Below are 16,964 nucleotides of genomic sequence, written 5' to 3' on the forward strand. Positions count from 1 at the left end.
TGTACCGACGATTTCAGAATAGGCGTACCGTTCGAGCAGAATTTGCAGCTTTATAGGTAGAGGAACAATTATTTTTCAAAATCATGTCCGTTTTTATACGCCTCAGTACAGAGTATATGAAGGAACTAACGAAAACAAAAGGTAAGGTAATAAAAACGCAAAAAAATATCACGAATTTTTTGCATCGTGCCAGGTCATTTGACTTTAGTAATTAGAGGACGTTTTGAAAATGTTCCTTTGTTGAACCTTGACAACTGATAAGTGCACCCTGGAAGTCTACCAGGAGTCTTGCCATGACCTTTCTTTTCTGAAAGTGAGCGAGATCATAATGACACTCCCGATGATGGGCGGCTGACCGGAGCCTTATGGTCAGTGACCTGTATATGCAGGCAGAGGCAGTCTGAGATGGCTGCAGGTGACAGGGAAACGCACGGAAACCGCTGGCGAAAAAGTAACTGATAATAATATTCACAGGGCGAAATGCCTGGAAAGGATGATAATGACTATGAATAAGGTTATTTTAATGGGAAGATTGACAAAAAATCCGGAAATTAAATATGCCGGGAAAGATAATGATATGGCAGTAGCAAGATACATGCTGGCAGTAAACAGAAGATATAAACGTGATGGGGAACAGGAAGCAGATTTTATTTCCTGTGTAACATTTGGAAAGAGTGCAGAGTTTGCACAGAAATATCTTCATAAAGGAATGCGGATTGTGATCGGTGGTCGTATCAGTACTGGTAATTATAAGGACAAGGATGGAAAGATGATTTATACCACGGATGTAATTGTGGAAGAGCATGAATTTGCTCAGAACAAGGACAACAGCGGTGGTGAAAACTCAACTGGTACACCGAAAACAGATAAGGACGGATTTATGGAAGCAGCAGAAGGTGAGATCCCATTTGACTAATCTGGAATAAGTGGTTGGAGGTGTGGATTATGGGTGTGAGTTATAACAGATTATGGAAAATGCTCATTGATAAAAATATGAAGCGAGTAGAGATGCAATACCTCGCCGGAATCAGCGGAAATATTCTTGCCCGGATGGGAAAAAACAAGTATGTGTCCATGGAGACAGTTGAGAAGATCTGTAAAAAAATGGACTGTACCATTGATGAGATGATGGAATTTACGGATGATGAAAATAGCACGCCGGATACGGCATAATTCTCTTAGCAAGCTAAGAGCGCACTTCTATACAGGCAATTACATCTGCCTGTATCGTGCGACCTGCGGTGCTGTTCCCGGATTTGAGAAATCTTAATCCGGGAATGTAGCGAAATCATAGATTTCGGACAAGGGGATAGCTCCCCTTGCGGCACAGGTGCCTATCTCATTTATATCAGGGAATCAGCATTTATGAGAGAAAGCTGGTTCTTTTTGTTTGTGAAAATAAGGAGAGACAGACAATGACCAGAGAGAAGAACCCCAAATATGAATCCATGTCACTGGAAGAATTGAAAGCCAACATGGAAAAAAGTAAAAAGGAACTTGAACAGGCAATGCACAATAAGAATATTCTGGAACAGAGAAAAAAGCTGATCGAGAGGAAAGAACGATCACACCGATTGGTGGTTAAAGGTGCTGAGTTTGAAAAAGCGTTTCCTATGTCCAAAGATCTTGAGCAGGAGGATTTCCAGAAAGTAATGAATGAAATGAAAGTTCTTAAATACAACAGAGATACAGTCCGGGATAGATATCTGGAGGCAGGAAGAAAGGAACGACAGCAGATTGCTGAAGAAGTAGAGAAAACCACGAAGGGAGATGATAGCTGATGGCACTTTATCATTTTTCTGTAAAGCAGGTATCCAGAGGAAAAGGGCAGACAGTGGTGAATTCGGCTGCGTATATTTCCGGGCAAAAATTGTATAACGATTATTATGGACAAGTCCATGATTACACGAGGAAATCCGGTGTGATGTTTACAGAAATCCTCAAACCGGATTATGTGCCGGAACGATTATCAGACAGGGAAACATTATGGAACGAGGTAGAGAGAGCAGAAAAGGGCAAGCGGGCACAGCTTGCCTATTCTTTTGACATTGCATTGCAGAATGAACTGACGTTAGAGGAGAATATCCAACTGGCGAGAGAATTTTGCCAGGAACAATTTGTGGCACGTGGCATGATTGTGGATCTGGCAGTTCATGAGGGAAAATCAAAAGATGGAGATGAACCGGATAATCCTCATTTTCATGTACTTGCTCCAATTCGTCCTTTTACAGAAGAAGGAATTTGGGGAAATAAACAGAAACGGGAATATGTTTTAGACGAAGAAGGAAACAGGATAAAAGATGCCAAAGGAAAGTATGTCTTCAATGCTGTTTCTACTACCGGTTGGAACGATCCTGAACTTTTAAAGGAATGGAGAAAGGCATGGACCGAGAAAGTGAATGATAAATTCCGGGAGTGTCATATGGCAGCAAGAATCGACCATCGTTCCTATAAAGAACAGGGAATTGATCTGATCCCGACAATTCATGAAGGGTACGAAGTCAGAGCAATGGAGAAGAAGGGAATCAAAACAATCATTGGAGAGTTGAATCGGGCGATCCGGCAATTCAATCAGATGTTCATTTCCTTAAAAGAATCTATCCAGTGGATGAAAACAGCCTATGAAGAAATGAAAATGGAACTGGATCGAAGGCAGCAGAACCCGACGCTTTTGGAGAGTCTGCAAGATTATTATGATAAAAAAACGCAGAATAGCCCGAAACTTTCAAATTTTTATGCGGAGATGGAACGAAGGGGAAAGAAAATTTCAAACTTACAGGAGTTTGCAAAATCCATCAATTATCTTCAGGTACACAACATTGAGACAATGGACGATTTACAAACACGAATTCAGGAACTGAATGGAATTATTTCTGCCAGCAAAGCTGAAATCAGTGAAAAGAGAGAACAACTGAAAAACCTGGAAGATTTGGAAAAGAAGATGCAGGTATTGAAGCAGAATCAGCCGTTGATAGATGAATACAACCACTTCTTTTTCCAGAAAAGACGGGAAAAGTTTTATACGGAGCATAAAAAAGCGATCAATTATTATCGTAAATGTGAGCGTGAACTAAAACCATACCGGGATAAAAAGGGACGGCTGCCAGAATCCAGATGGAAAAAAGAAAAAGAAGATCTCCGTATAATGATTGAAGAATTAAAAGCTGATAATCAGCCCTATCAGGATGAGCTTGCCTTTGTGAAAAAGGTACAGAGATGTGCTGATATTGCCAGGCGAGATCGTGAAATGCCAGAAACAGATACTTCCGGGCTTTCAGAAGAAAAAAGAGAAATGCCGGAGCAGGAATCGAAACAGAAATCTTCTATTCATGGCAGACTGGCGGAGAACCAGAAACTGATTGAGGAAGAAAAAGTGAAAAATCGACAAATGAAGAAAAAACGAAGTAATGAGATAAGTTTATAAAAATCTGTTGCAGGACAGACGGGAAAGGATGATGAAAATGCAGTATACAGAAGAACAGATCGCAAGAGCAAACCAGACAGATCTTGCTTCTTTTCTGAATGCACGGGGAGAACAGTTGGTAAAAAGTGGCAGAGAATACCGTTGGAAAAAGCATGACAGTGTAACGGTATCAGGAAATCGCTGGTATCGTCATAGCCAGAATAAGGGTGGCTATCCGGTGGATTTTGTGATGGAATTTTATCATGCCACATTTCCGGAAGCGGTGAAGATGTTGATCGATGAAGAAGGCGAAGGCAGGCAGAAGTCCTGCCTCGCCCCGTCACCTGACTTCCGGTTACCGGAGAAAAGTGAAACGAATGAGACGGTCATAAAATATCTGACAGAAATCAGGAGGCTTGAGAAAGATCTGGTGGAGGAATGGATTGCCGGTGGGAATATTTACGAAGAAAAGAAACACCATAATGTTGTATTTGTCGGCAGAGATGCAGACGGTATTCCGAGATATGCGCACTGCAGGGGAACTGGCGGGATAAAATATCGGGGAGATGTAGCTGGTTCGGATAAATCTTATGGATTCTGTCACAGAGGAGAGGATAATCAACTGTTTGTATTTGAAGCAGCCATTGATCTGCTGTCATTTATCCAGTTATTTCCAAAAGACTGGAAGAAACGTAGCTACCTGAGCCTGGGCGGAGTCTCCAGTGTGGCACTGATGACTTTTCTTTCTGAACGCCCTCAGATTACTTCGGTTTTCCTGTGCCTGGATAATGATCACGCAGGAAATGAAGCTTGTGAAAAATTGGCAGGAGAAATTCCGGATGGATATCGTGTGATCCGGTTGAAACCTGCCAGAAAAGACTGGAATGAAATTCTCTGTGACGAAAATGCTGACAGAAAGAAAGTGATACAGGAAACCGTTACAATGAAAATGCAGGAGAAAGAAGCACTGGTGCCGATGTTATGTTATAAAGATATTGAACAGACCAGTGTGGAATGGCTGTGGTTCCCTTATATTCCATTTGGAAAACTAACAATCATTCAGGGCAATCCGGGAGAGGGAAAAACCTATTTTGCCATGATGCTGACAGCAGCGTGCACGAACCGTAAGTTGTTTCCAAACATGGAAGATATTGAGCCATTCAATGTGATTTACCAGACAGCAGAGGATGGCATGGGCGATACTATTAAGCCAAGACTGGTGGAAGCAGGAGCAGATCTGAGCCGGGTTATGGTAATTGATGATTCGGAAGAAGTATTGACCTTATCCGATGATCGGATTGAAAAAGCGGTCAGACAGAATCATGTCCGGCTTGTAATCATTGATCCGGTACAGGCATTTATCGGAGCAGATGTGGACATGAACCGGGCAAATGAAGTTCGTCCGGTATTTCGCAAATTGGGTATGATTGCAGAGAAAACCAGTTGTGCTATCGTACTGATTGGTCATTTGAACAAATCTTCTGGGACACAGAGTACTTACCGGGGGCTTGGCTCTATTGATATCATGGCAGCAGTAAGAAGCTTGATTTTTATTGGAAAAGTGAGAAAAGATCCGACAACGAGAGTGTTGATTCATGAAAAAAGTTCTCTTGCACCGCCAGGGGAGACAATGGCTTTTAAACTGGGAGATGAAGAAGGTTTCCGATGGGTGGGAGCTTATGAAATTTCGGCAGATGAATTGTTAGATGGAAAAGAAGGAAAAGCAACCGAAACAAAGCTGGAACGAGGAGCAAAGCTGATTCAGGAACTGCTTGTTGATAAAAACGAAATTTCAATCAGGGAATTAGACGACAAAGCAAAGGAACAGGGAATATCCGGGAGGACAATGCGTGATGTAAGAAGCCGGATGAAGAATGAACTGGAGTATTGGATAAATGAGAAGCAGGAAAACTGTATTCGGTTAAAAGTGTGATTAATATTAAAGAATAATCCAACCAATCAGAACCGTTTAACAATTGTATAGATCGTTGAATTTAATGCTACATTTTAATGCTATAAAAATTGACAAATGTAGCATTAAAATGTATACTTGATTTTAGGAGGTGAGATTCTTTGGACACGTACACAGTAAAAGAAGTTGCCAAAATGATGAATACGTCTGAAGAAACTGTTAGAAGATGGATTCGCTCAGGGAAATTAAAGGCTAATATGGATTCGCGGAAGAAGGGGAGTGTTATCACTGATGCAATGTTGAGAGAATTCACAAGGAATACGCCTAAATATGCTGCTGCATTGGCTAATCCGATAGGAGGAATTGTTGCTGCCTCGACATTGTTGTTAGGAACTTTTGTAGCAAAGAATATTGAAAAAGGTGAAGCAATAAAGAATTCTACTGTTGATTCGGAGGAAATAAAAAAGATATTGAAAGAGAATCTTGTAACGGTTAATGCAAATATAAAAAATAAGAAGAAGGCTATTGCCCAGCTTGAACAGGAAATAGTTGATGAAGAAACAAAGGTAAAAAGCCTGGAATATTTATTGAAAAACATTGAGAATGTAAAGGGGGATGCAAATGAGTGATCTTAGTAAAAAAATAACAGAGTTATTGTCTAATGAATGTAAAGCTGCACCGGATATGACGCATGGTCTGAAAAATATCGGTGATGGGGATATGAAAGAGGGAATGAAAATTATGGTAGATTTTTTTGAAGAAAACGGTATGAGAAAAGGCGCATTGCTTGGTGCAACAGCAACTCTTGCTGGGGTAGGACTAATAGTTGGAGCAAAAAAACTTTATTCAATGAAAAAAGTTCATAAAGAAAAAGGTGAGAAAATTCTTAATGGATTAAAACAGGGAATAGAGAATGAACTGACGGAAAGCATTGAAGATTATGAGTGTACTAAAGAAAGTGAAAAAGCAGAAAACATTCAGGCAGATAATGTGTGATGTAAGAGACCGAATGAAGAATAAACAGGAATATCTGATTAAAAAACGGATGGTGGCAGACAGATTAAGAAGGTACAGCGTTTTATAGATACCTTATCTGCCGTCTGCCACCTGCCGGCGTATGGATATTTTTAAGTGTATAGGAATAAGTAAATTTGGATTGACAGAAAATATAGAAAAGCGTATTATAATAGCAAGAGGTGGGATTTCCCACACAAATGCTTGCGTAGGAGGTGTTGATAATGGAAGCAATGAAAGATTATGTTGCTCATCTGGACAATAAAAAAAGGATTACCCTCAGAGGAGCTGCTTATCAGTATTATAATGTAAAAGAATATGGAAATGGCTGCATTATTCTGGAACCTCGGGAACTGGCAGTGCCAGAGAGCATTTCAGCCAGAACCCTGGCAGATATGGATCGTGCAGTAAGTAACTTTAAAAGAGGAGATGTTTCTCCGGCTATTGACCTGTCAGATTTTTAAAAGGAACAAAGAATGAACTTTAATATACGAATGGGAATCCCTGAAATGCAGGAACTTTGGCTAGATCTGCAGGAGAAATATCGTTCTGGGAATATAAAAAAGAAGGAAGAACAGTTGTATAAAAAAATGGGGAAAGGCTTTAAAGCTGTTATCGGCAGATCCAGGGTATCCAAGTCTTCAAACCCATGAGATAGAGCCATTGTCCAGACGTTATGGAATGAAAGTGTGGCAGTCTTATCTGGAAAACAAAACCAGTGGCGCAATGAGAATGTACTGGGTTTATGGACCAGACCAGAAAGACATTACGATTATCGGACTGGAACCACACCCGGAAGATAAGAAAAATGGCGCATATGACCGAATTTCACTGTCGGATTTATAGAATAAAACTGAATATGGAACTTAACACGAGCAGTTAGTCTATGAAAAAAATAGGGTAGCTGCTTTTTTCATGCCCAAAAGGAGGTGTCGTGTATGGGATATGCACGTAAAGATGTAGAAAAGACAAAGAAAATAGCCAAGAAATTTGTCCGTTATCAGGAAGGGGCAGAACTTTACAGCATTGGGCTGACAAAATTCCAAGAGCTGGCAAAAGAGGCGAAAGCAGTGTACAAGATTGATAAAGTTGCGCTTGTAAATTGTGAGATCTTTGAGAAATATCTGGAGACATTTCGGATTGCGTAGAAAACAGAAGAAACTTGCGGAAGGACGAAAAACAGGGATTGACTTTTTGTCATACGAAAATTATAATGTGGATGTGGAGGAATAAGAACAGATATGGCGAGAACAGGGAGACCAAAATCGGAAAATGTAAAAAAGAAAGTATTGAGTATCCGGGTGGAAGATTCTATGTATAAGCGTATCTGTGATTATGCCGGAAAACACAAAATGACTGTGACAGAAGTTGTCTTGCAGGGACTGGAGAAAGTTTTGAACAGACCTGAATAATATGGAGTCCTTCCTTTATTTGAAGGAGGATTTATATGGCACAGACAAGAAAAGATCTGCGGGGCAGAGTCCTGCGGAAAGGTGAATCACAGAGACGTTCCGATGAGAGGTATGTATATACTTATACGGACCCACTTGGAAGACGTAAATATGTTTATGCACAAGACCTTGTAACGCTTCGGGAAAAAGAAGCACAACTCTTGAAAGATCAGATGGACGGTCTGGATATCTATGTTGCCGGAAAGGCTACTGTAAATTTTGTATTTGACCGTTACATGAGTCTCAAAAACAATCTGAAACCGACGACCAAGAGCAATTATCTGTATATGTATGACCGCTTTGTGCGAGATACATTTGGAAAGCGGAATATAGCAGAGATCAAGTATTCAGATGTAGTGCAATTCTATAATTACCTGGTTGAGAAACAAGAATTGCAGATCAATACACTGGAAACAGTTCATACGTTACTGCATCCGACTTTTCAACTGGCAGTGAGGGATGACATTATCAGAAAAAATCCTTCGGATGGTGTCATGGCAGAGTTAAAGAAAAATTTGGGTATGAAAACCGGTGTGAGACATGCACTGACAATTCCACAGCAGAGAGCATTTATTGAATATATTGCCACGCATCCGATTTATTATCACTGGTGGCCAATCTTTACCGTTTTTCTTGGAACTGGCTGTCGTATCGGTGAAGTGTTGGGATTGAGATGGGAAGACATCAATTATAAGAAGCGGATTATCTGCGTTAATCATAATCTGACGTATTATCCGGTAGGTGAGGATCGTGCCTCAGAAAATCACATTTCAACACCGAAAACAGAAGCTGGGATGCGGACGATTCCTATGCTGGATGCGGTAAAAGATGCTTTTGAAATGATCTGGGAAGAACAGAAAGAGAAAGGCTGGACGGATGCAGAGATTGATGGAATGACAGGATTTATTTTCTGTAACCGTTATGGAAATATAATGAATGCACAGTCAGTCAATCGGGCAATCAAGAGGATATCTTCTTCCTACAATGCGACGGAAGAAGTAGAAGCAAGAAAAGAGCATCGAGAGCCAGTGCTGCTCCCCAACTTTTCGGCACACAATCTGAGACACACTTTTTGTACAAGACTTTGTGAAAGAGAAACCAATCTGAAGGTTATCCAGTCGATCATGGGGCATAAGGATATTCAGACTACTATGGATATCTATGCGGAAGCGACCGAGGAGAAAAAACAGGAAACATTTGAACATTTGGCTGCAACAATGGATGTATTTTAAGAAGGGCTTATGAAGACTTCCATCTGACAACAGAAAGAACCAAATGACATCAAATTGACAACAAATATAATTTGACAATGGTTCATCATGAATAATGATGAAGAGAAGACAATTTAATAGAAACAGCCCAGCGAAGCGTTATGAAGAATAACGAAGAAATGCTAAAAAAATTCCCGACAATGAAGTCCCTGGACGCTGATAAGAAAGCTTCCAAGACTTCCGAAGCAGCTCCGGCAGCTGCAGAAGTGAAAGCTGAGCCTGAAAAGATTGATTTTTCTAAGGTAAAGATTGAGCCTTTGTTTGAGGAAGCAGTTGATTTTGACACATTCAGCAAGTCAGATTTCCGTGCAGTAAAGGTTAAAGAGTGTGTTGCAGTACCGAAGTCAAAGAAACTCTTACAGTTCACTCTTGATGACGGAACAGGCACAGACAGAACTATTTTAAGCGGTATTCACGCTTATTATGAGCCTGAAGAACTGGTTGGAAAGACGCTTATCGCTATCACAAATCTTCCACCGAGAGCTATGATGGGCATTGACTCTTGCGGTATGCTCCTCAGTGCTATCCACGAAGAAGAAGGCGAAGAAAAGCTCCATCTTCTGATGGTTGATGACCATATTCCAGCAGGTGCAAAGCTCTATTAAGATGATGTAAAGATGTACCGTTTTACCGAATAGACGGGACGTACTTCATTTGATAAAAAACTAAAAAACAGCGATTTACATCAAACTTACATCATTTGATGCAGAAATCGGTGCAAGCAAGAAAAAATCGCATAATTAGTACAATGAGTGGGCAATTCCAATCGGAGTTGCCCATTTTTAAAACAAATAGAAATACAAATCGGAAGTTTACGGTCTGTAAAAGACCTTTGACACACGGAAAACATAGATGTCAATGCACTTTGATAGCGAAAATAAGACCTTTCGATTAGTATGAGTATGCAAGGAGGTGACGAGATGGAACTTGGAAAGCAAATAAAAATGCATCGTCAGGAAGCACATTTATCCCAAGAGGAGTTAGCCAATCGTGTTTATGTTTCAAGGCAAACAATCTCAAATTGGGAAAATGATAAAAGCTATCCAGATGTGAATAGTTTGGTATTACTGAGTGAAATCTTTCAAATTTCCCTTGACAATCTAATCAAAGGAGATATTGAAGTTATGAAAGATGTAATTCAAAAAGAAGAAATTGAAAAGATGAATCGCTATGGAAAATCCTACACTATAATGCTAATTGCAACTGCTGTTTCTGCAGTTCCGCTATTTATGTGGCTTGGTGTTTGGGCATTCATTCCTTGGGGAATCATTTGGGCAATCTCTATGTACTTTGCCTTTAAGGTTGAAAAGGTAAAAAAAGATAATGATGTTCAAACCTATAAAGAAATTGTCGCATTTTCTGAGGGAAAACTTTTGGATGATATTCATAAGCAACGAGAAATAGGCAAACGTCCTTATCAAAAAATTCTTTTAGTTATAGGTACTGCGTTGACAACATTTGTTGTTTGCGTTTTAATTGGTTTTCTGATGCACATCCTTTTGAACTAATAGTGATGGAACGCCAAATTCTTTAGGTTAGAATCGATGATGGAGTAAACGAAAAAGCAGTTTTGACATTTCAGTGAACTGCCCCTTCGTTTACTCCATTTTCGATTTGACCTAATTGAACAAAGTGAGCGTCCGAGTAGCTACTACCTATGGACTTTTAATCTTTTGTTCTTATCCATGATTATACAGGATTTCCTATGCTGACGCTACAAAAATCAAGGATTTTCAGATAAATAGGTATAACAATTAAACCTCAGGATTTTGAGGCTTAGAAAACATATAAAAGATTTGGATTTTAACACCTTTGCGGTATTCTCAGTTGTGGTTTCCCAAGATGTCCACCGCAGGATTTACATACATAGATGTTTATCCCGTATAGCTGTTTCAATATTTCTGGCATCTCCTTATCCCTGAGCTTTGAAAGATATTTTTTACATCCGAGGAGATTTCGGCATAAAGTGAGCTTTTTGTGTTTGCTGCGGGAACATAGAAGCCCATAATGCCGGATTCTGACAAAACGTCTGGGTGGCACATGCATCAGAAAACGCCATATAAATTCAACACCAGAAAGGGTCAGTTCCTTCCATTGTCCTTCCTTCCGGTAATCCTTAACAGAAAAAGTAACATTTTCATTGTCCATATGGATGATGCGGTGATTGCTGATAGCGATCCTATGGGTATATTTTCCGAGATAATCAATCACAGATTGTGCACCGTTAAAAGTTTTCTTACAGTAAGGAACCCATTCTATATCATAACAGGAATCTATCAGCTTTTTGAAAGCATAATGATTACGGTATTTTTCTGCTGTTCCATGAAACTCAAGCTGATCTGTATTCCAGAGATTTTTCAACTCATCCATATATTTCTCACGAAAGACTCTGGAGATAGCCCATATGGGTAGAAAAAACTCCGTACCATTGTCTTTCCACTCATTTTTCGGTGTCAGGCCGCCGCCAAGCAGTATCGTATGGATATGGGGATGAAAATTCATTTCTGAGCCCCATGTATGCAGGATGCAGATATAACCAACAGAAGCCCCGAGGTGCTTTGGGTCGGATGTCAGTTCCTGAATGGTAGCGGAAGCCGCATGATACAGCGTGTCATATAACAGTTTCTGGTTACTGTAAATGACAGAGTTCAGAATATCAGGGACTGTAAACACCAGATGGAAATAAGGGGCATCAAGCACATCCTCTCTGCGAGCATCCATCCACATTTCCTTCGGAACAGCCTGACACATGGGACAGCAACGGTTCCGGCAGGAATTATAATGGATCTGGACAGCACCACAGTCTTCGCATACACTGACATTCGCACCATAAGCTCCTGTTTTGCACTTCAGGATGTTCCGGGCAACTTTTGCCTGTTCCGGGGATGGGGAACAGCTTTCAAGGTATGCCGGATAAAAATGCCGGAAAATATCCTGGACGGTGGGTTTATTCATGGCCGGCACCTTCTTTCCTGTCAAAAGGGCTTTGAATGCCCATCAGGGATTTGTTGCTGACATGAAGATATACTTCCGTGGATTTCGGATCACGGTGTCCAAGTAGAGCTTGAATGTTCTGCCGTTCTATGCCCTGTTCCATCAGATGGGTTGCAAAGCTATGGCGCAGACAGTGCGGGGTTGCTGTCTTCGGAAGTTCAGCATCAGCTACTGCCCGCCGCATGACCTGTTCCAAAGTACTGACTGTCAGGTAATTACCGGTAAATTTATTTGGAAACAGGATGCCACGGGGACGACCTTTCTCAAACCAGTATTGTGTAAGGATATCCAGACAACGCTTAGAGAGAATGGTATAGCGGTCCATCCGGTTTTTCGTATCCCGGACATGGATCTGCATATTTGAACGTGAGATGTCATCATAGTGAAGATGGATCACTTCAGAAACCCTCATGCCAGAAGAATACATGATTGCGAACATAGCCTTATATTTGATATCGTCAACAGCAGATAACAAACGGTCAATCTCAGAGGCGGTCAGTACAGTCGGAAGTTTATGTTCCAGGATCATACGCGGAACCGTGATATCATCCCAAAGGATATGCAGGACATTCCGATAGAAAAAACGGATAGCAGAATTATAGAGATTCAAGGTTGTGGCTTTCAGTCCTTCCTCTTTTTTCGCAAGCAAAAAAGTCCTGACATCCTGACAGGTAAGCTCTTCAGGATTCTTATTCTGATATTTCAGAAAATAAGAGACATAGTTTTTATAGCAGTTGATGGAACGTTCTTTAAGGTTACGGATTTTTCCGGCTTCCTCAAGCTGTTCTAAATATTTTTCATACATAATAAAATCCTCCATATAAAATCAGTAGTTATCCAGAACACTGCTTTATATGGAGGTGCATTTGGGTCATAAAACCGCTTGCCAACCAAGCGGAAGGGTGGTATTCTTTTCATAGGCAGTGGGAAGGTCGATCCTGTTTGATTGTTTCGTTGTGGTGACTTAACAATACTACTTTTAGGACTTGCTTTCCACTGTTTTGTTATAGAAAAAAGAAAATCGCTATGCCATAGCCTTGGTAGGCCATCGCGCAGCGATTTTGTTCAATTCCAGTTTGTCAGGTTGCCCTTTGAGAGAGGAGAAATCCTTTTCTCAAAGGGCTTTTTCTATTTATACGGATATTCGCAAACTACAAGATAAAGCCAAAACTTCATATACTCTAAGCACAAGGAGGTTGAGGTTTGGCTATGAATAACAGTTTAGCAAAAGTACACCCGGAGCTTGTTTCGGAGTGGTCGGAAAAGAATTTAACGCTTGCGATGAATGTTAATAATAGAATGTATAATTGAGGTGCTTCGGCATCTCTTTTTTATTATTCTTTAAAAGAGTCGTATTAGGTGTTTGTAAAAAGTGACACCTTGCCGGATAGGAGTTGCGAATAAACCCCTATATCTTGAAAAAATAGATTATTTATAGTATAATGTCAAATGAGTAACTGTAACCAAAAGGAACGGAGAATACGAAGGAGCGTTACAGATGAGAATAAGCTACAATAAACTTCAAAAACTTATGATTGATAATCAAATGAAAAGACAAGATTTAATGCGTGCTGCGGAAATTTCATCGTCTGTTGCAACAAAATTAAATAAGAATGAAACAGTATCCCTTGATGTGCTTATGAGAATTTGCAAAGTATTTCATTGTGATATTGGCGATGTATGTGAAGTCATATTAGACGAATGATATGAGGAGGTCTGAAGATGGCGGCAAGTGGTAAGAAAAATATGTTTAACGAAGCTACCCGTGTCCAAATGCCAGCAATGGTTCATTTGACACGCCTTGGTTATACTTATTTTGGAAAAATAACTGAGGATATGGCAGGGACAGTATATGACCCTGATACCAATATCTTAATAGATGTTTTTAAGGAGCAGTTTGCACGGCTTAATCCTACTCACGTAGGAGAAGCGGAACAGACATTGAAAACTATTAGGCAGGAATTAGATAATGATGATATAGGACGCAGTTTTTACGAGCGTTTATCGTCTGTTTCGCCTGTTAGATTGGTGGATTTTGAAAATCCCCAAAATAATACATATCATTTTACCGCTGAGTTCACTTGTAAGCGTGACCAAGATGAATTTAGACCTGATATTACGTTGTTTGTAAATGGACTTCCACTTGTGTTTGTTGAAGTAAAGAAGCCGAATAATCACGGCGGTATGGTTGCAGAAAGCAAGAGAATGAACCAAAAGAGATTTCCTAATAAAAAATTTAGGAGATTTTTGAATATTACACAGTTGATGATTTTTTCTAATAATATGGAATATGACACTATGGGTGGTATTGTTCCGGTTCAGGGGGCATTCTACTGTACGACGGCAAAACAGTCTGCACCGTTCAACTGTTTCAGAGAAGAAAATCCTACTAATTTGGATATTGCACCTTATAATGCAGATTTCCCATATAAGGATATTGACTCGATTGTTGAAAAGAAGATATTGACTGACTTTAATTGTCAGGTTATTCATACTTCTCCGGAATATCAAACAAATTTAGATACCTATACACCAACCAACCGTGTACTGACATCTATGTGTAGTCCTGAAAGATTGCTATTTATATTAAAATATGGAATTGCCTATGTTCGTTTTCATAAAGAAATAAATGGCAAGATAGAGTTTATTGAGCAGAAACATATAATGCGTTATCAACAGATGTTTGCTGCATTAACAGTAAGAAGTAAGATTGATGAAGGTGTTAATTCAGGTGTTATATGGCATACTCAAGGTAGTGGAAAAACAGCCCTTTCTTATTACCTGACTTATGTTCTTTCTGACTATTTTAGCAAGCAAAATAAAGTTGCAAAGTTTTATTTCATTGTTGACCGCCTTGATTTGCTGAAACAGGCTTCAGAAGAATTTGAAGCTCGTGGATTGGTTGTAAAAACAGCAAGTTCCCGTGCTGAACTTATGGAACAGTTCCGTAACAATCAGGCACAAGAGGGAAATACTGGAAAACCAGAAATTACAGTTGTAAATATACAGCGTTTTGCTGAAGATAGGTCAAAAGTTGACCTTCCTGCGTATGCAACGAATTTGCAGAGAGTGTTTATTATTGATGAAGCACATAGAGGATATAAACCAGAAGGCTCATTCTTGGCTAATCTTCTTGATGCGGATAAAAATGCGATTAAGATTGCGTTGACAGGAACACCACTTTTGAAAGAAGAAAGAGAATCTTGGAGAGTTTTTGGTAATTATATTCATACATACTATTATGACAAATCAATTTTAGATGGATATACGCTGAAAATTATCCGTGAGGATATAGAAACGCAGTATAAGGAGCGACTTTCTGAAATTTATGAAAAACTTGAAACCTTGGTAGAAAAGAAAGACGTAAAGAAAAGTCAGATTGTTGAACACGATAACTATGTCAAAGAGTTGCTTAGATATATTATTTCTGACCTAAAGAGATTTAGACAAATTCAGGGAGATAATACGCTCGGCGGTATGGTCATTTGTGAAACAAGTGAGCAGGCAAGGAAGCTGTTTGCGTATTTTGATGAAATTCAAGCAGAACTTAATAAAGACGCTTCTATGAAAAGTCATTTGCGAGCTGGACTTATACTTCACGATAGTGATGACAAAGATACAAGAGATAAGATTATTGATGACTTCAAAAATAATATGACAGTTGATATTCTTATCGTTTTCAATATGCTTCTTACCGGATTTGATGCACCAAGATTGAAACGCCTGTATTTTGGTCGAAAATTGAAAGACCATAATTTGTTGCAGGCAATTACAAGAGTCAACAGACCGTATAAAGAAAACCATTATGGTTATGTCATTGATTTTGCAAATATAAAAAGGAATTTTGAGGAAACAAATGAAGCATACCTCAAAGAGCTGAACCGTTTTAATGACCCGAATGAAGTTGGTGCGGGAAATGAAACAGATACATTCAAACAGGTTATTGAAGACCCGGCAGAACTCATTAAACAAATGCAGGAAGTGCAGCAGGTTCTTTTTAACTACACCACAGATAATGCAGAAGAATTTAGTTCTGAAATATCCACGATTGAGGATAAGCAGGAATTGCTTAAACTTAAAAAAATTCTTATTGCTGCTCGTGATTGTTGTAATTTGGTAAGAACCTTTGGCGATGATGAGTTAAAGGAAACATTTGCAAAAATGGAATTAACAAAATTGCCATCATTGATTTCAGAGGTGCAACATCATATTGATAACATAAATCAGAAAGAACTTTTTGCAAGTGATGATACCACAAAGTTGCTTGTCAATGAAGCAATGGAGGATATTACTTTTAATTTCAGCAAAATCAGCGAGGAAGAATTGAAAATCGTCGGTGGTAAAGACGCAGTAACAGAAAAGTATAAAAAGACTGTTCGTGCCTTTACTCAGAATATCGACCCTGATGACCCTGAGTTTATTACTTTGCAGGAAGCATTTTTGCTTCGCTTCAAGCAACATGGTTTTGAACCTAAGAGTGTATCTGAGATTGAGGAGCAAGGAAAGGAATTGGAAGATATTCTGAAAAAGCTTGATGAATTGCAGAAGAAAAACACGGTTCTGCTGAGAAAATATAATGGCGATGCGAAATTTGCAAGGGTTCATAAAAGAATCAGGGAAGAAAATCTTGCTCGAAAAGCAGCAAATAAACAGCCGATTGTTTCAGAATATGATATGTCTATTATGAATGTTTTGCTTTCTATTAAGTCTGATATTGACCAGAAAGTGTATGACAGAAATGATATATTGAAGAAAGACGCATATTTTGAGAGAACGGTTATGACACAAATAAAAGCAGGCATTGATAAGTTGGGAATAGCGAGTGCTCGTGAGGATAGAGTATTTATACAGAGCAGGATTACAAAACAGTATCTTGACCAGTATAACCAGACTTATTCAGTGGCATAAAGGAGAACACA

General features: G+C 39.5%; 19 protein-coding genes. 17 read left to right on the forward strand and 2 right to left on the reverse strand.

Annotated features, from left to right (window positions below; genetic code table 11):
- The first annotated feature begins 505 nt into the window (after positions 1 to 505).
- From DW694_RS14825 to DW694_RS14890, 15 genes are all read left to right on the forward strand, one after another.
- Complete coding sequence (locus DW694_RS14825; protein WP_015526710.1) at positions 506 to 916, forward strand: single-stranded DNA-binding protein; 411 nt, start codon at positions 506 to 508, stop codon at positions 914 to 916.
- 29 nt (positions 917 to 945) lie between these two features.
- On the forward strand, positions 946 to 1,173 hold the full coding sequence (locus DW694_RS14830) for a helix-turn-helix transcriptional regulator (RefSeq protein WP_015526709.1): 228 nt from the start codon (positions 946 to 948) through the stop codon (positions 1,171 to 1,173).
- 242 nt (positions 1,174 to 1,415) lie between these two features.
- A complete protein-coding gene (locus tag DW694_RS14835) occupies positions 1,416 to 1,781 on the forward strand; it encodes a DUF3847 domain-containing protein (RefSeq protein WP_015526708.1) in 366 nt (121 codons plus the stop codon).
- On the forward strand, positions 1,781 to 3,424 hold the full coding sequence (gene mobQ / locus DW694_RS14840; protein WP_110103167.1) for a MobQ family relaxase: 1,644 nt from the start codon (positions 1,781 to 1,783) through the stop codon (positions 3,422 to 3,424). The genes DW694_RS14835 and mobQ overlap by 1 nt, the downstream gene beginning before the upstream one ends.
- A 37-nt stretch (positions 3,425 to 3,461) precedes the next feature.
- Positions 3,462 to 5,336, forward strand: a complete 1,875-nt coding sequence (locus tag DW694_RS14845) for an AAA family ATPase (protein WP_015526705.1) — start codon at positions 3,462 to 3,464, stop codon at positions 5,334 to 5,336.
- Positions 5,337 to 5,476: 140 nt separating this feature from the next.
- Complete coding sequence (locus tag DW694_RS14850; RefSeq protein WP_044961321.1) at positions 5,477 to 5,944, forward strand: helix-turn-helix domain-containing protein; 468 nt, start codon at positions 5,477 to 5,479, stop codon at positions 5,942 to 5,944.
- Positions 5,937 to 6,311: a hypothetical protein gene (locus DW694_RS14855; RefSeq protein ID WP_044961323.1), complete on the forward strand. Its 375-nt coding sequence runs from the start codon at positions 5,937 to 5,939 to the stop codon at positions 6,309 to 6,311. The genes DW694_RS14850 and DW694_RS14855 overlap by 8 nt, the downstream gene beginning before the upstream one ends.
- 242 nt (positions 6,312 to 6,553) lie before the next feature.
- Positions 6,554 to 6,793 (forward strand): hypothetical protein, encoded by a 240-nt coding sequence (locus tag DW694_RS14860; protein ID WP_005609451.1) that lies wholly within the window; start codon positions 6,554 to 6,556, stop codon positions 6,791 to 6,793.
- Positions 6,794 to 6,805: 12 nt separating this feature from the next.
- Positions 6,806 to 6,982, forward strand: a complete 177-nt coding sequence (locus DW694_RS17330) for a hypothetical protein (RefSeq protein ID WP_286187194.1) — start codon at positions 6,806 to 6,808, stop codon at positions 6,980 to 6,982.
- Between the two features lie 10 nt (positions 6,983 to 6,992).
- Positions 6,993 to 7,175 carry a hypothetical protein gene (locus DW694_RS17335; RefSeq protein WP_286187195.1) on the forward strand — a complete coding sequence of 61 codons (183 nt, stop codon included), beginning with the start codon at positions 6,993 to 6,995 and terminating at the stop codon, positions 7,173 to 7,175.
- Positions 7,176 to 7,267: 92 nt separating this feature from the next.
- Positions 7,268 to 7,477 carry a DUF6462 family protein gene (locus DW694_RS14870; RefSeq protein WP_005609464.1) on the forward strand — a complete coding sequence of 70 codons (210 nt, stop codon included), beginning with the start codon at positions 7,268 to 7,270 and terminating at the stop codon, positions 7,475 to 7,477.
- A gap of 93 nt (positions 7,478 to 7,570) precedes the next feature.
- Positions 7,571 to 7,741 carry a hypothetical protein gene (locus tag DW694_RS17015; protein WP_015526701.1) on the forward strand — a complete coding sequence of 57 codons (171 nt, stop codon included), beginning with the start codon at positions 7,571 to 7,573 and terminating at the stop codon, positions 7,739 to 7,741.
- A gap of 35 nt (positions 7,742 to 7,776) precedes the next feature.
- On the forward strand, positions 7,777 to 9,012 hold the full coding sequence (locus tag DW694_RS14875) for a tyrosine-type recombinase/integrase (RefSeq protein ID WP_015526700.1): 1,236 nt from the start codon (positions 7,777 to 7,779) through the stop codon (positions 9,010 to 9,012).
- Positions 9,013 to 9,152: 140 nt separating this feature from the next.
- Positions 9,153 to 9,656, forward strand: coding sequence for a methionine--tRNA ligase subunit beta (locus DW694_RS14880; protein WP_227574222.1), 504 nt, complete (start codon positions 9,153 to 9,155; stop codon positions 9,654 to 9,656).
- A gap of 315 nt (positions 9,657 to 9,971) precedes the next feature.
- The gene (locus DW694_RS14890) at positions 9,972 to 10,559 is read left to right on the forward strand and encodes a helix-turn-helix transcriptional regulator (RefSeq protein WP_110103169.1); all 588 of its coding nucleotides are present in this window, start codon (positions 9,972 to 9,974) and stop codon (positions 10,557 to 10,559) included.
- A gap of 295 nt (positions 10,560 to 10,854) precedes the next feature.
- Here the strand turns inward: DW694_RS14890 and DW694_RS14895 are convergent, their stop codons facing one another.
- Both DW694_RS14895 and DW694_RS14900 read right to left on the reverse strand, forming a co-directional pair.
- Positions 10,855 to 12,006, reverse strand: a complete 1,152-nt coding sequence (locus tag DW694_RS14895; RefSeq protein ID WP_118753251.1) for an IS91 family transposase — start codon at positions 12,004 to 12,006, stop codon at positions 10,855 to 10,857.
- Positions 11,999 to 12,850 carry a site-specific integrase gene (locus DW694_RS14900; protein WP_118753252.1) on the reverse strand — a complete coding sequence of 284 codons (852 nt, stop codon included), beginning with the start codon at positions 12,848 to 12,850 and terminating at the stop codon, positions 11,999 to 12,001. Before DW694_RS14900 ends, DW694_RS14895 begins: the two co-directional genes overlap by 8 nt.
- 693 nt (positions 12,851 to 13,543) lie before the next feature.
- Between DW694_RS14900 and DW694_RS14905 the strand changes: the two genes are divergently transcribed.
- Positions 13,544 to 13,750 (forward strand): helix-turn-helix transcriptional regulator, encoded by a 207-nt coding sequence (locus tag DW694_RS14905; protein ID WP_008789334.1) that lies wholly within the window; start codon positions 13,544 to 13,546, stop codon positions 13,748 to 13,750.
- A 17-nt stretch (positions 13,751 to 13,767) separates the two neighbouring features.
- Positions 13,768 to 16,953: an HsdR family type I site-specific deoxyribonuclease gene (locus DW694_RS14910; RefSeq protein WP_173740862.1), complete on the forward strand. Its 3,186-nt coding sequence runs from the start codon at positions 13,768 to 13,770 to the stop codon at positions 16,951 to 16,953.
- Positions 16,954 to 16,964 lie beyond the last annotated feature (11 nt).

This window comes from Ruminococcus sp. AM26-12LB (assembly GCF_003480785.1).
Lineage (GTDB): Bacteria > Bacillota > Clostridia > Lachnospirales > Lachnospiraceae > Blautia_A > Blautia_A fusiformis.